At 73.5% G+C, this 12,855-nt stretch carries 10 protein-coding genes; 5 read left to right on the top strand and 5 right to left on the bottom strand.

The window, feature by feature from the left end; all coding sequences use genetic code 11:
- Position 1 precedes the first annotated feature (1 nt).
- The 4 genes from AB0H75_RS38285 to AB0H75_RS38270 all read left to right on the top strand — a co-directional run bounded on the left by AB0H75_RS38285 (position 2) and on the right by AB0H75_RS38270 (position 4,335).
- Positions 2 to 973, top strand: coding sequence for a carbohydrate ABC transporter permease (locus tag AB0H75_RS38285; protein ID WP_367804585.1), 972 nt, complete (start codon positions 2 to 4; stop codon positions 971 to 973).
- Positions 970 to 1,803 (top strand): carbohydrate ABC transporter permease, encoded by an 834-nt coding sequence (locus AB0H75_RS38280; protein WP_367804583.1) that lies wholly within the window; start codon positions 970 to 972, stop codon positions 1,801 to 1,803. Before AB0H75_RS38285 ends, AB0H75_RS38280 begins: the two co-directional genes overlap by 4 nt.
- Before the next feature lie 14 nt (positions 1,804 to 1,817).
- Positions 1,818 to 3,797: a beta-galactosidase gene (locus AB0H75_RS38275; RefSeq protein ID WP_367804581.1), complete on the top strand. Its 1,980-nt coding sequence runs from the start codon at positions 1,818 to 1,820 to the stop codon at positions 3,795 to 3,797.
- A gap of 118 nt (positions 3,798 to 3,915) precedes the next feature.
- Positions 3,916 to 4,335, top strand: coding sequence for a hypothetical protein (locus AB0H75_RS38270; RefSeq protein ID WP_367804579.1), 420 nt, complete (start codon positions 3,916 to 3,918; stop codon positions 4,333 to 4,335).
- 8 nt (positions 4,336 to 4,343) lie between these two features.
- On the opposite strand, the gene AB0H75_RS38265 is transcribed toward AB0H75_RS38270, so the two are convergent.
- Genes AB0H75_RS38265 through AB0H75_RS38255 form a run of 3 tightly spaced genes read right to left on the bottom strand, consistent with a single transcriptional unit; the run spans position 4,344 to position 9,608 of the window.
- Positions 4,344 to 7,547: an AAA family ATPase gene (locus AB0H75_RS38265; RefSeq protein ID WP_367804577.1), complete on the bottom strand. Its 3,204-nt coding sequence runs from the start codon at positions 7,545 to 7,547 to the stop codon at positions 4,344 to 4,346.
- On the bottom strand, positions 7,544 to 8,875 hold the full coding sequence (locus AB0H75_RS38260; RefSeq protein ID WP_367804575.1) for an oxygenase MpaB family protein: 1,332 nt from the start codon (positions 8,873 to 8,875) through the stop codon (positions 7,544 to 7,546). The genes AB0H75_RS38265 and AB0H75_RS38260 overlap by 4 nt, the downstream gene beginning before the upstream one ends.
- A gap of 22 nt (positions 8,876 to 8,897) precedes the next feature.
- Positions 8,898 to 9,608, bottom strand: a complete 711-nt coding sequence (locus AB0H75_RS38255) for a Crp/Fnr family transcriptional regulator (protein WP_367804573.1) — start codon at positions 9,606 to 9,608, stop codon at positions 8,898 to 8,900.
- A 194-nt stretch (positions 9,609 to 9,802) separates the two neighbouring features.
- Here AB0H75_RS38255 and AB0H75_RS38250 point away from each other — a divergent pair, with 194 nt between their 5' ends.
- Positions 9,803 to 10,372 carry an RNA polymerase sigma factor gene (locus AB0H75_RS38250; RefSeq protein WP_367804571.1) on the top strand — a complete coding sequence of 190 codons (570 nt, stop codon included), beginning with the start codon at positions 9,803 to 9,805 and terminating at the stop codon, positions 10,370 to 10,372.
- A gap of 13 nt (positions 10,373 to 10,385) precedes the next feature.
- Here the strand turns inward: AB0H75_RS38250 and AB0H75_RS38245 are convergent, their stop codons facing one another.
- Together AB0H75_RS38245 and AB0H75_RS38240 are read right to left on the bottom strand one after the other, a co-directional pair.
- Positions 10,386 to 11,654: a hypothetical protein gene (locus AB0H75_RS38245; protein WP_367804569.1), complete on the bottom strand. Its 1,269-nt coding sequence runs from the start codon at positions 11,652 to 11,654 to the stop codon at positions 10,386 to 10,388.
- 179 nt (positions 11,655 to 11,833) lie between these two features.
- The gene (locus tag AB0H75_RS38240) at positions 11,834 to 12,697 is read right to left on the bottom strand and encodes a hypothetical protein (RefSeq protein ID WP_367804567.1); all 864 of its coding nucleotides are present in this window, start codon (positions 12,695 to 12,697) and stop codon (positions 11,834 to 11,836) included.
- Between the last annotated feature and the right edge of the window lie 158 nt (positions 12,698 to 12,855).

Genomic DNA, 12,855 nt, shown 5'->3' with positions numbered 1-12,855 from the left:
CGTGGGCGCTCCCGTCCTGTCGCGGCGGGCGCGGGTGGCGGCGGGCCCCGGGACGCGGGCCCACCGCCGCCCGTCCCGCCGCCGCCGGCGCGACCACCTCGTCGGCCTGCTGCTGGTGGCCCCGGCGCTGGTCTACTTCCTGGTCTTCCTGCTCTACCCGGCGCTGTCGGCGCTGTACTACAGCTTCACCGACTGGAACCTGCGTACCGACGCGAGCTGGGTGGGCCTGGCCAACTACGCCGACCTGCTCTTCGACGACGTCACGTACCCGCACTTCTGGAAGTCGGTGCGGGTCACCCTGCAGTACACGCTGCTGGCCGTGCCGCTGACGCTGGTGACGGCGCTGGCGCAGGCGCTGCTGCTCAACACGATCCGGCGCGGCGCGAACCTGTTCCGGCTGCTGCTGTTCCTGCCCGTGGTCACCGCCGAGGCGGCGGTCGGCGCGATCTGGCGCTGGCTCTACGACCCGCAGTACGGCCTGATCAACGCGCTGCTCGGCCTGGCCGGCATCCCCGGCCAGAACTGGCTCAACACCCCCGAGCTGGTCATCCCGGCGCTGGCGTTCATCGCGGCCTGGCAGTGCGGCATCTCGATGATCATCTATCTGGCGGGGCTCAAGGGCATCCCGGGCGCCATCCGGGAGGCGGCCGTCATCGACGGCGCCGGGCCGTGGCAGCGCTTCTGGCGGGTGACCTTCCCCATGCTCAGGCCGACCACGTTCTACCTGCTGGTGACCGGGGTCATCGCGGCGCTGCAGGTGTTCGGCCTGGTGTACGTGATCTTCTCCGGCAACGGGCGCAGCGTCACCGGCGGGCCCGAGCAGTCGGGGCTGACGTACGTGCTGCACCTGTACCTGTTCGCCTTCCGTTACGACGCGATGGGCGCGGCCTGCGCGATGTCGTTCATCCTGCTCGTCTTCATCGTCATCGTGACGGCGCTGCAGTTCCGCTTCGTCAAGCAGGAGGCGTCGTGAGGAAGTGGCCCGTCTACGTCGCGCTGGTGCTGCTGGCGGCCGTGTCGGTGGTGCCGTTCCTGTGGATGCTGGCCACCTCGGTCAAGCACGGGCCCGACATCTACACCAAGGTGCCCAGCCTGCTGCCGCTGGACAGGAAGACCGGCGCGTGGTCGGCCACGCTCGACAACTACCGCTACGTGCTGGACGTCGGCGGGCTCGGCCGCGCCTTCCTCAACAGCGTCTGGGTGTGCGCGGTGCTGGTGCCGGCCAAGCTGCTGGTGGACGCGCTGGCCGCCTACGCCTTCGCGCGCATCCCGTTCCCCGGCCGCGACAAGCTGTTCGTCGTCATGCTGAGCGGCATGATGGTGCCGGCGATCACGCTGCTGGTGCCGCGCATCCACGTCACGCAGGCGCTCGGCATGTTCGACTCCGGGTGGGGGCTCATCGTCCCGAACATCGCCTCGGTGCTCGACATCTTCCTGCTGCGGCAGTTCTTCCTGTCCATCCCCGGCGAGCTGGAGGAGGCCGCGCTCATCGACGGCGCGGGCCGTATGCAGATCTTCTGGCGGATCGTGCTGCCGCTGTCGAAGCCGGTGCTGGCCGTGGTCACGATCACCAGCTTCCTGTTCCACTGGAACGACCTGGTGTGGCCGCTGGTGGTCACCAACGACCCCGAGCTGTACACGCTGCCGCTGGCGTTGCAGCAGCTCGTGGCGAGCCCCGACGGCGGGCGCGCCTACTACATCATGGCGGGCGCCACGCTCGCCGTCCTGCCGGTGATCGCGGTGCTGCTGGTCTTCCAGCGCCGCATCCTGCAGGGCATCGCCTTCACCGGGCTCAAGGGCTAGAGGAGGAACCGGACGTGATCATCGAGGTCCGCGACGGGGTCGCCGTCGTCGACGGCGTGCCGCGGGTGCTCGTCACCGCCGACTACCCCTACTACCGCGACGATCCGGCCGTCTGGGCGGACCGGCTGCGGGCCGTGCGGGACGAGCTCGGCATCGAGGTGGTCACCTGCTACCTGCCCTGGCGGCACCACCAGCCCGATCCCGGCACGGCGCCCGACTTCACCGGCGCCACCCACCCGTCCAGGGACGTGCTCGGCTTCCTGGCGCTCTGCCGGGAGCTGGGCCTCGGGGTGCTGGCCAAGCCCGGCCCGTTCATCCACGCCGAGGTGGACTACGGCGGCCTGCCCGACTGGGTGTGCCCCGAGGACGACCCGGCGATCGAGCCGCTGCTGGACGCCCGCGGCGAGCCGTCCCGCTGGGCGGACGCCTCCGGCCGCCCGCCCAGGACGCTGCCGGCCCCGCTGGGCGCGGCGTTCCTGACCCGGGCCACCCAGTGGCTGTCGGCCGTGGGCAAGGAGGTGCTGGCCGGCGAGCATCCCGTGGTCGCGCTCCAGATCGCCAACGAGGGCGTCTACACCAGCGGCGCGCTGCCGCTGACGGCCTACGACTACAGCCCCTCCGGCCTGGCGTTCTTCCGCGACCGCCTGCGTTCCTGGTACGGCGACCTGGACGCCTGCAACCGCGCGTACGGCACCGCGTACCGCGGCTGGGCCGAGGTCGAGCCGCCCAGGGGCGGCCCCGGCGAGCCGTGCGCCCTGGCCGATTGGGGGCGCTGCCACGCCGAGTACCTGGCCGAGGTCTACCGGGTCTGGGCCCAGGCCGTCGGCTCGGACCTGCCGGTGATCGTCAACCTCAACCCGCCCACCGTCCCCGAGCTGGACGACTGGCTGGCCCGGGTCCGGCCCGAGCTGTGGGGCGGCATCTCCTACGGCTTCACCAACTGGATGGGCGTGGTCTCGGCCGACCCGCACGCCCACGCCCGCTACGTGATCGCGGCCAAGCGCGCGCCCGGCCCCAACCTGGAGGAGAACTGGGGCTTCTCCGAGCTGTACGACCCGGCCTACGCCGACGCCGCGACCAGCTTCCACCAGTCGCTGCTGGCGCTGGCGGCGGGCGCGACCGGCGTCAACGTCTACACCGGGGTCGCGACCTCGGGCTGGGACCCCGCTCTCGACGGGTCGGGGCCCGGCCCGTACCCGGACTGCCCGCCGATCGGCGCGGACGGCACGCCGAGCGCCAAGGCGCCGGTGGTGCGGGCGCTGGCGGACTTCTTCGCCCGGCACGGCGGCGAGTTCCTGGAGTGCGTGCCCGCGGCGGAGCACGCCTTCGGGTTGTACCTGCCCTACGCCGGCATCGGCGCGCTGGCCGGCCCCGGCGCCCCGGGCTGCGGGCGGGCGCTGCTGGCCTTCCACGAGCGGATGCGCGCGGCCGGCCACGACTACGCCCTGCTCGACCTGGAGCGGGCGAGCGCCGCGGAGCTGGCCGCCCACCGGTCGGTGACGGCGCCCGGCGGGCCGTTCATGCACGCGCGCGTGCAGCGGCTGCTGGCCGGCTACGCCGCCGCGGGCGGCCGGGTGGTGCTCGACGGGCCCGCCCCGCGGGCCGACGAGCACGGCGCCCCGTGCGCCCTGCTCGCCCCGTACGAGTCCGCGAGCGCCGGGCCCGCCGACCCCGGCCCCGGCCTGGTCCGCTACGGCGACGCCGACGCCTACCTGCGCAGCCATCCCGAGCGGGACGTCCACTACCTGACCGTGCTGGTACGGACCGGCAACCGGGGCCCGGTCGGCGTGCGGACGCCGTACGGGGACGCCGAGCTGGTGACCGCCGACGGCGGCGCGGCGGTGCTGCGGCTGACCGGCGGCGCGCTCGGCGACCTGGTGGTCAAGGGCGTCAACGGCCACCTGTCCTCGGCCGTGGCCGCCCGGGTCACGCTGAACGGCGAATCCGTCGTCACCGCGGGCCCCGGCGACCTCGTCATGATCGGCGGCGTCTGACCCGAGCCGCGGCACCCGGATCCGGCGCGGTCTTTGGAAAGGAGACGTATCTGGCCGCCGGTGGGGCCTCTCTGCTCCTTCACACGGGGACCAGTCACCGAAGCCCGGAGGAGAGCAGATGGCGACCGGAGAGTTCCAGGTGATGAAGGTGCCGGCCGAGCAGTTGGCCGGCGCCCTTCACGGCCAGGTTGTCGATCCGGGTGCGCAGCCCACGAACGTGGTGCGCCGCGGCGAGGGATGGACCGTGGACGTGAGCTGGGAGGTCACCGGCGAGCTCATCGACTGGTTGCAGGGCCGATGGCAACTGGAGATCATCGCCGACTTATTGGGCGGCGGCGAGACCCGGCATCCGTCGCCACCCGTGGAGATGACGTTCACCCCGGGTTCGGGCCGGTACACCGCCTCCATCCCGATGCGCGGCCGGCTCGACCCCGGCACCTATGACCTCGTGGTCAACCTCACCACCACGACAGCCGCCGGCTCCGCGGGGGCGCTCGGCGGCTTCGTGGTGCTCAGCAAGATCGTCGTGAAGGAGTGAGGGCGGGGTCAGCGCAGGCGGCGGTCCAGGAGCAGCGCGCCCCGGCCGGCCAGCAGCGTCGCGCACCAGCCGCGCAGGTCGGCCGGCTTGGGGCCGCTCACCTGACCGCCGTCGAGCAGGTCGGCCCAGTCCAGCAGCGACTCGGCGAGCATGAGCGGCACCTCGCGCCGCTCGTGCACCTCGGCGGCGGCCTCGAAGTGCTCGGCCGCGCGCCGCGGCTCGCCCACGGTCACGCTCAGGTGGGCCAGGTAGTGGTGGCCGCAGTGGTGGGCCACCGTGGCGTGCCCGAACGTCTCGCCCTCGCCGGCCAGCGCGTCGTACAGCCGCCCGGCCAGCTCGGGCCGGCCCAGCCGGCAGGCGGCCACGGCCAGGTTGTCCAGGGCGGTGCGGTGGGCCATGTTGCGCGGCGGGGCGGCGCCCCGGTCGGCGAGGATGCGCTCCAGCAGCGGCGCGGCCTCCTCGTCGGCCAGCTCGCACAGGTAGCGCAGCACCGCGTGCACCGGGTCGGCGCGGGGCGCCTGTCCGGCCCGGCGCAGCCGGTCGCGCAGCTCCCACAGCCGCCCCTGCAACCGCCGGATCTCGGCGATCTGCTCGGAGTAGATGGCCACGGCCTCCAGGCGGCGGCCGATCTGCATGCCGAGCCGCAGCGCCGCCTCGGCCTCGGCCTCGGCCTGCGCCAGGTCGCCCTGCATGAGGGTGAGCCCGGCCCTGGAGTAGCCGACCTGCCAGTGCAGGTGCGGCTGCGCCAGCCGGTGGGCCAGCTCGTCGGCCCGGTCGAGCAGGGTGGCGGCGCGGGCGGCGTCGCCGCTGTCGAGGATCGGCGGGGTGCGCTGCACGTAGGCGTGGAACAGCGCGAGGTCGTCGCCGGTGCGGCGGGCCGCCTCCAGCATCTCGTCGCCGTCGCGGTGGCGCTGGTGCAGCGGGTCGGCCGGGATGATGGTGAGGCTGCGCAGGCACAGCACCAGCGCGAGCGTGCGCGGGTCACCGGTCTTGCGGGCCAGCGCCACCGCCTCGTCGCTGAGCGCGAAGCGCCGCTCCCCGTCGGGCGCCCAGATCAGCTCGGCGGCCAGGTTGGCGGCCAGCAGCGCGCGGGTGCTGACGTCGGTGGAGTCGACCTGCCGGCGCGCCTCCTCCAGCAGCGCGATGCGCTGCGGGTCGAGGGCGGCGTTGATGCCGGAGAAGGCGACGCCGCCGAGCGCCGCGGTGACGACGAGGTCGCCGCGGCCGCACTCGCGGGCCAGGTCGGCGGCCTGGCCGAGGGTGGCCCTGGCCTCCGGGTGGCCGGCCAGCCACATCGCCCGGCCGCACTCCACCAGCAGCTCGGCGCGCCGCTCCGGGGACGCGCCGGGGAAGCCGTCGAGCAGGTCCAGCACCCGGCGGTACCAGGTGACCGCCTCGCGGTGGGCCAGCCCCTTCAGCGCGTGCTCGGCGGCCAGGACCGCGGCCTCGGCCGCCGCGCCGACCCGGGCCGGGTCGCGGCCGTGCTCGGCGGCGGCCAGCAGGTGCCGGGCCACGACGTACGGCCGCGACTGCATGGCGCGCGGGTCGGCCCCGCACAGCGCGTCGGCCACCCGCCCGTGCAGCAGCCCGGCGCGGAGCGGCGACAGCGTCGCGTACAGGGCGTTCCTGGTCAGCTCGTGCGAGAAGCTGCAGGTGCCGCGGTCGGACATGGTCACCAGGCCGGCGCCCACCGCCTCCTCCACGGCCGCGACGAAGCACGCCTCGTCCAGGCCGAGCGCCGCGCGCAGCTCGGCCGACTCCATGTGCTCGCCCACGGCCAGCATGCTGACCAGCTCGCGGGCGTCGGCGTGCAGCTGGGCCAGGCGGGCCCTGACCATGCGGGTGACGGAGTCGGGGACGCCCAGCTCGTCCAGCTCCTTGCCCGCCGCCAGCTCCCTGGCCAGCTCGCTGACGAGGAAGGCGTTGCCGCCGGTGACGCGGTGCAGCAGCTCGGCGTCGGCGTCCGGGCGCAGCTCGGCCAGCACGTCGGAGACCTCGTCCAGGCCGAACGGGGAGACCTGCACCACCCGGCCGTCGGCGGTCAGCTTGTGCAGCTCAGGCACGGCCGCCTCGACCGGCACCGGCCGGGACGTGGCCAGGATGAGCAGCGGCATCGCGTCGGCGTCGTACATGAGGGCGTTGAGCATCTGCAGCGACTCCAGCGTCGCCCACTGCAGGTCGTCGATGATCAGCAGCACCGGCCGCACGGTGGCCAGCCGCTCGATCAGCGTGCGGGCCGCGGCCATCAGGTGGTAGCGCTCCGACAGCGGCTCGGTGGCGGGCGGCACCTCCAGCGACAGCGGCGGCGCGGCCAGCGACGGCGCCAGCCGGACGAGCTGGCCGCACCGCTGGTCGACGCCGGCCCGCAGCAGCAGCGCGGGCGAGGTGCGGGCCAGCCGCTCGACCGCGTCGGCGACCGGCTCGTACGCCTGCCGCGCCGGGTCGGTGCACCGCCCCGCCAGCACGGTGAACTGCCGTTTGAGCGCCGCCCTGGCCACCATGGACGCCAGCCGGGTCTTGCCCACGCCCGGCCCGCCCTGCAGGATCACCAGCCCGTTGCCGAACTCGGCCGCCGCGAGGTCGGCCTCCAGCTCCCGCAGCTCCTGGCCGCGGCCCACGAACGGCAGCGCCTGCCCGCCGTCCAGCCAGGCCGGCAGCACGCCGCTGCGGTGGTGGTCGGCGCTCTGCCAGTGCAGCTCGTAGGTGTGCATCGGCTCGCGCAGGCCCTTGCCGGGCAGCCGGCCGAGGTCCTTGAACTCGTGGCGGCTGCGCCCCTGGGCCAGCCGGCGCACCAGGTCGGTGCAGAGCACCTGGCCGCCCTCGGCGATGGCGACCAGCCGGGCCGCCTCCACCGTGGGCAGCCCGGACACGTCGTCGTGGCCCCAGCAGACGTCGCCGGCGGCCAGCGCGGCCTTGATGGAGATCTTCTCCAGCGCGCGCTCGTTCTCGTCGGCCACCGCCTGCTCCACCGCGATGATCGCGTCCAGCCCGGCGGTGGCCGACCCGAAGACGGCCATGAGGCCGTCGCCGAGGCTCTTGGTGAACGTCGAGCCGTTGGCCTGCACCACCGAGCGGAGGAGCTGGTAGAGGCGGCGGAAGACGACGTTGGCGCGCTCCTCGCCGAGCCTGATCCGCAGCGCGGTGGAGCTCACCACGTCGGTGAACAGGATCGTCGCCGTGGTGAGCGTGCCCGGCTCGTGCGGGACAGTCACGCGCGCAGCCCCTCTCGCCCCTGCGCGGGCGCCCTGACGATGGTGCCGATGCTCCTGCTGACGCCCTTGCGAACATTGTCGCGGACGCCGCGCCGGATCTCACGCGATTTGACGGCCGTCTTGGACTGCCTGATCCGCCAGGCGTCGGCCAGCTCGGGCGGGATGCGGAAGGCGGCCTGCTTGTCGGAGTAGCGGTCGATCAGGGCCACCACGATGTGCCGGCCGGCCCTGCGCATCAGCCAGCGCACCGCGCCGTCGGCCCGGCGGCCCAGCCAGGGCCGCCGGTGCGCGTTCCTGGCCAGCGCGAACAGGCCGGTGAACCACCACGCGGGCGGCGGCACCTCCAGCAGCTCGGGCACCCGGTCGGCGCCGTAGCGGGCGTCGCGGAAGACCCAGTGCACCAGGCTGCGCGGCAGCTTGCGCCAGCCCAGGTGCATGAACTCCTCCATCTCCGCCAGCAGCCTGGCCATGAGCAGGCGGCCCTCGGGGCTGGCCTCGTACAGGCGGCCCATGCGCTCGCTGACCGGGACGACGTCGTCGAGCGTGAGCGGCCGGTCGCGGCACGCCTCCACGCCCATGAGGTGGCCGAACACGCTCCAGGTGTAGAGGTGGGCGGCGCGCTGCTCGTCGGTCAGCGTCACGCCCATCGTCTCCAGGGCCTCCCAGGTGACCACGGTGAAGTCGAACAGGGTGGCCAGCAGCAGCTCCTGGTTGACCGGCGGGCCGAAGCGGTCGGTGTCCCAGTGGTCGCCGTAGCGCTCCTCGACCAGGGCGCGCACGAACGAGTGCAGGATGCGCAGCCCGAGCGCGGTGGTGTTGCCGGGTCCGCCGGGCAGCAGGCTGTCGGCGGCCTTGAGCCCCATGACGTCCACCAGCATCTGCCCGGTCTCGGCGACGCGGCGGGTGAGGCTGTGCGTGGCGAGCTGCGAGACCCCGGCCAGCACCCGGGCGCTGGAGACCTCGACGTAGGCCATCGGCAGGCACTTGCAGAACAGCGCGGCCGACTGGTAGAGCCCGTAGTCGGCGAAGACCGCCTGGCCCTTGGCCAGCAGCTCGGCGTCGCAGCCCCACTCGGGCAGGTTGGCGGCGAAGTCGAGCGCGGCGAAGATCTCCGAGGCGGGCGGCTCCCCCGACGGCTGCCTGGCCTCCCTCTTGGCCTCCCCCAGCTCCTTGACCACGGCCTTGACCAGCTCCAGCGGGCCGAGCCCGTCGTCGCGCTCCTTCAGGTAGCGGGCGACGATCTCGTCCACCTCGGGGTCGGCCGCCTGCCTCAGGCGCCGGAACCTCTCCTCCGGCCAGTGCTCGTGGGCGTGCTCGCGTCGGTTCATTGTCCCCGTACTCCCGATTCGGTCAGAGGCCGCCCCTCTTGCGCAGGGCGGCGACGTCCAGCAGCGTGATCGTCCGGCCCTCGACGGCGATCAGCCCCCGCGCGACCAGCGACTGCAACGCCCGGTTGACGGCCGGCCGGGTCGCGCCGATCAGCGCGGCCAGGTCCGACTGCGTCAGGCCGGGCAGGTCCACCACCGCGTCGGCCTTGCCGTGCTTGCCGGCCAGCTCCAGCAGCAGCTTGGCCAGCCGCCCGCCCAGGTCGAGGAAGGCCAGGTCGGCCGCCTGCCCGGTGAGCCGGCGCACCAGGTGGCCGAGCATGTGCAGGAACTCGTCGGCCAGCGCCGGATGCTCGCGCATCAGCTCCAGCAGCCGCGCCCTGGGCAGCGCGAACACCCACGAGGGGCGCACGGTGACGATCGACGCCGAGCGCGGCGAGCCGTCCAGCAGCGCCATCTCGCCGAAGGTGTCGCCCCTGCTCAGCATGTTGAGCACGATCTCGTCGCCGTGCTCGGTGGTGAAGACGACCTTGACCAGGCCGTCCAGCATCGCGTAGAGGGACTCCCCCGGGTCCCCCTGGTGGAAGATGATCTGCCCGGACCGGTATCTGCGCGCCAGCCCCGCGCGGGCGGCGCTCCGGACCCCGCTCTGCCCGAGTGCGCGGAACAGCGGGATCTCCGCCAGCACGTCGGCGAGCTGCTGACCGTCCTGCGGGAGCCCGCTGAGCCCGTTCATGCCAGAACTCTAGGCCGCAATCGGCGGCACGGCAGTAACCGGTAAGCGATCTCTTCCAAAGTACGCATGTGACGAGGAACACACCTGGGCTGTCACTCCCGCGACAGCCTCGGCGGATCTTCCGGCGGACCGTGGAGTGGCCGGCCGGACGTGACCTTCCGAGCAGCCGGACCGGCGGGGAGTAGGAGATGCAGGTGGAGACGACCATCGACCGCCCCGACACGGGCACACTGGTGACGGCCGCCCAGGAGGGTGACGCCGCCGCCTGGGAGCAACTGGTCGCGGAGTTCACCCCGATGCTGAAGGCGCGCATCCGCCGCTTCCGGCTCGGCCACGAGGACGCCCAGGACGTGCTGCAGACCACCTGGCTGCTGGCCTGGCAGAACCTCAAGAGCGTCGCCGACGGCCGGCGCATGGCGGGCTGGCTGGCCACGATCGCCTTCCGCGAGTGCCTGAAGCTGACCAAGAGGACGCGGGAGATCTGCACCCCCGACCTCGACACGCTGGGCAGCACCGACGACGTCGACAGGGAGCTGGCCAGGATCTGGCTGGCCGGCACCCTCGACGAGCTGGTCGAGGGGCTGCCGGACGCGCAGAAGGTGCTGTTTCGGGCGCTCACCGAGACCTCCGAGCCGCACTACGTGGACGTGGCACGCCGCCTGGGCAGGCCGGTCGGCAGCATCGGGCCGACGCGGGCCCGCTGCTTCGCCAAACTGCGCGGCATGCTCCAGGCCCGCGAGATCACCAGGGACTTCCTCGACTGAGTCATCGGGCGGCTCACCCGGCGTCGCGCTCTAGCGGGACCGCCTTCAGGAACGGCTCGAAGTCGAACCGGGCCATCTCGTAGGCGTCGGGGTCGGTCTCGGCCGGGTAGCGGTAGAGCCTGCGCCTGATCGTGGGCAGGCCCGGGTCCCTGTCGAACATCTCGCCGACCGCCTCGGGCACCAGCCCGCGCGCCATCTCCTCGGCCAGGCCGGCGGCGATCTTCTCGTCGAAGGGCACCCGGTAGAGGGCGCTCACCGTCTGGTAGACGCGGAAGTAGCTGACGATGAAGCGCATGCGGTCGGGGTAGGACACCCAGTTGGCCACCCCCGCCGTGGACGCCTCGCGGTCCTCGGTGATGAACTCCTCGGCCAGCTTGCGCACACGCTCGTCCTGGATCGGCGTCCAGACCCGGTCGAGGTCCACGCCGTCGGGCGGGGTGAGCGGGCGGCCGACCCTGATGTCGCTGAGCGGGGTGCGGACGTAGAACAGGTGGCGGGTGTAGAGCGCCGCCCACAGCTCCTCCAGCCTGCGGGTCAGCCAGGGCTGGTCGTCGTGGCCGGCGGCGTACAGGCGGAAGCGGGGGAACGGGCGGTGGGTCACCAGCGAGCGCAGCGAGCGCCACGACACCCGGGTCAGCCACCGGACCGGCCGGTAGAGCACCAGCTCCAGGGCCTTCTGCGCGCGTTTCTGCTCGTAGGCCGACAGCGCGATGTTGGCGCCCAGCATCAGCTCGGCCCGCACCGCGGGGTCCGTCGCCTCCCTGGCCTCCAGCAGGAGCTGGGCGGCGTCCTTGAGGTAGCGGGGGTCGGCCTGCTCCAGCAGGCTCGTCAGGAACTCCGGCGGCGCCGGCGTCAGCTCGGACTCGGGGCTGACCTTGAGGAAGCCGTCGGGGGTGTCCTGCCAGAGGTTGACGGCCAGGCTGGCGGTCTCCAGGAAGATCGCCCGGTTGGCGAGCGCCAGGCCCAGCTCGTAGCTGGGGCCGAGCAGGGTGAGCAGCGCGGCCCGGAAGAGCCTGCGCAGGCGGCGCGGCACGCGGAAGCGGCGCTCGAAGTCCTCGATGAACGGCGAGGCGGGCGTGAGGTCGAGGCTCTCGCCCACGGCCTTGGAGGTCCAGGTGGCGTAGCAGTACCAGTTGTTGCGCTCGTGGCCGAGCTGACCGGCGAGGTCCCCCGCGACCCGGTGGTAGGCGTAGGCGATCACCATCGCCTCCAGTGCCGGGCTCCGGTCCTTGTAGGCGGCGATGCGCAGCACGTCGTCCGCGGTCATCCGGGTCTCGGGCATGGGGGTGTCTCCCGTTCGCTGGTCCCTCGCCTCACGAGTCCAGAGCGTCCCCGAGGGCGTCAGATACAGACCGGCGGCCTTTGCCTCCCCGCGACCGCCGGGGAACCGAGCGTAGGCGGGCCCGCTTGCGAGGGGCTTGCAGGACGGTCACCCGGGAGCCCGGGGGCCGGGCGGGGGCCTCAGACGGCGAGGGTCTGACCGGCCTCGATGGCCTCGCGGACGCTCCTGGCCAGGGTCTCCTCCAGCGCGTCGCCGTGGGCGGCCAGCGCGTCCATGCCCTCGGCGTCGTCGGTGCGGGCCAGCAGGGCGCGGTACTTGTGGTTGTTGTCCAGGGCCGCGCGGGCGCGCAGGGCGGCGTCGGTCTCCTGGACGCGGCGGGCGTAGCGCTCCAGGCCCTCGACCCGGGCCGTGACGGCGGCCGAGGAGCGGTCGAGCGCCTCCTGCTGCGGGTCGAGCACGGCCCGCAGCTCGTCGGTGACCAGGCCGCGGCGGGCGAGGTCCTGCTCGTGCTGGAGCTCGGCGTGGGCACGCAGCAGCCGGGCGATCTCCCAGATCTGGAGGGGCAGCAGCACCTCGTTGGCCACGACGTCCAGCAGGCGGCGGCGCATGGCCTCGGAGCCGTAGACGACGGCGACGGCGCGGCGGGCGCGCTCCAGCAGGGCCCGGCCCGGCGCGGGCAGCTCGGCGACGGCCACGAACCGCTCGCGCAGCGGCGAGGTGCGGGGGGCGCCGCCCAGCCGGGGGATGTGGCAGTCGAGCACGGCCAGGCGCTGCGCGGGGGTCAGCTCGGGATCCATGACGAGGTCGACCGTACGCCGGACGTGGTCGCGCTCGGCGTCCAGCCGGAGCGCCTCCTCCGACTGGGACCGGCGGTGGAGGGACACGTCGTGGGCGACGACGAAGCCGCACAGGATGATGGGGGCGAGCAGGACCACCACGACCGCGGCCACCGCGCCGAGCTGGACGTAGAGCGTGAAACCGGTCAGCAGGACCCCGACCGACGCGACCAGCGATGCCAGTGCCCAACCCCATCCTCTGGCCACGCCGTCCCCTCCGGAGCGAGTCGTCGCAGTAGCGAGTAGCCGCAGTGTCCTGGAGCCACAATAGCCGCCGCTTCCGACAAATCACGGGACAACGCACATCTCCCGCCCGCGGGCGGGCCGGATCAGCAGGCCGGGTCAGCGGGCCGGGTCAGCGGGCC

Source organism: Nonomuraea sp. NPDC050783, from assembly GCF_040802095.1.
Classification (GTDB): domain Bacteria; phylum Actinomycetota; class Actinomycetes; order Streptosporangiales; family Streptosporangiaceae; genus Nonomuraea.
The sequence above is the reverse complement of the archived record's forward strand: the minus strand, read 5'-3'. Positions and strand labels throughout refer to the sequence as shown.

What these genes read in the sequence shown, in the direction of transcription:
- AB0H75_RS38255 (WP_367804573.1), bottom strand. Translation starts at nt 9,608, where the DNA reads ATGAACGGGCTCAGCGGGCTCCCGCAGGACGGTCAGCAGCTCGCCGAC.
- AB0H75_RS38270 (WP_367804579.1), top strand. Translation starts at nt 3,916, where the DNA reads ATGGCGACCGGAGAGTTCCAGGTGATGAAGGTGCCGGCCGAGCAGTTG.
- AB0H75_RS38245 (WP_367804569.1), bottom strand. Translation starts at nt 11,654, where the DNA reads ATGCCCGAGACCCGGATGACCGCGGACGACGTGCTGCGCATCGCCGCC.
- AB0H75_RS38260 (WP_367804575.1), bottom strand. Translation starts at nt 8,875, where the DNA reads ATGAACCGACGCGAGCACGCCCACGAGCACTGGCCGGAGGAGAGGTTC.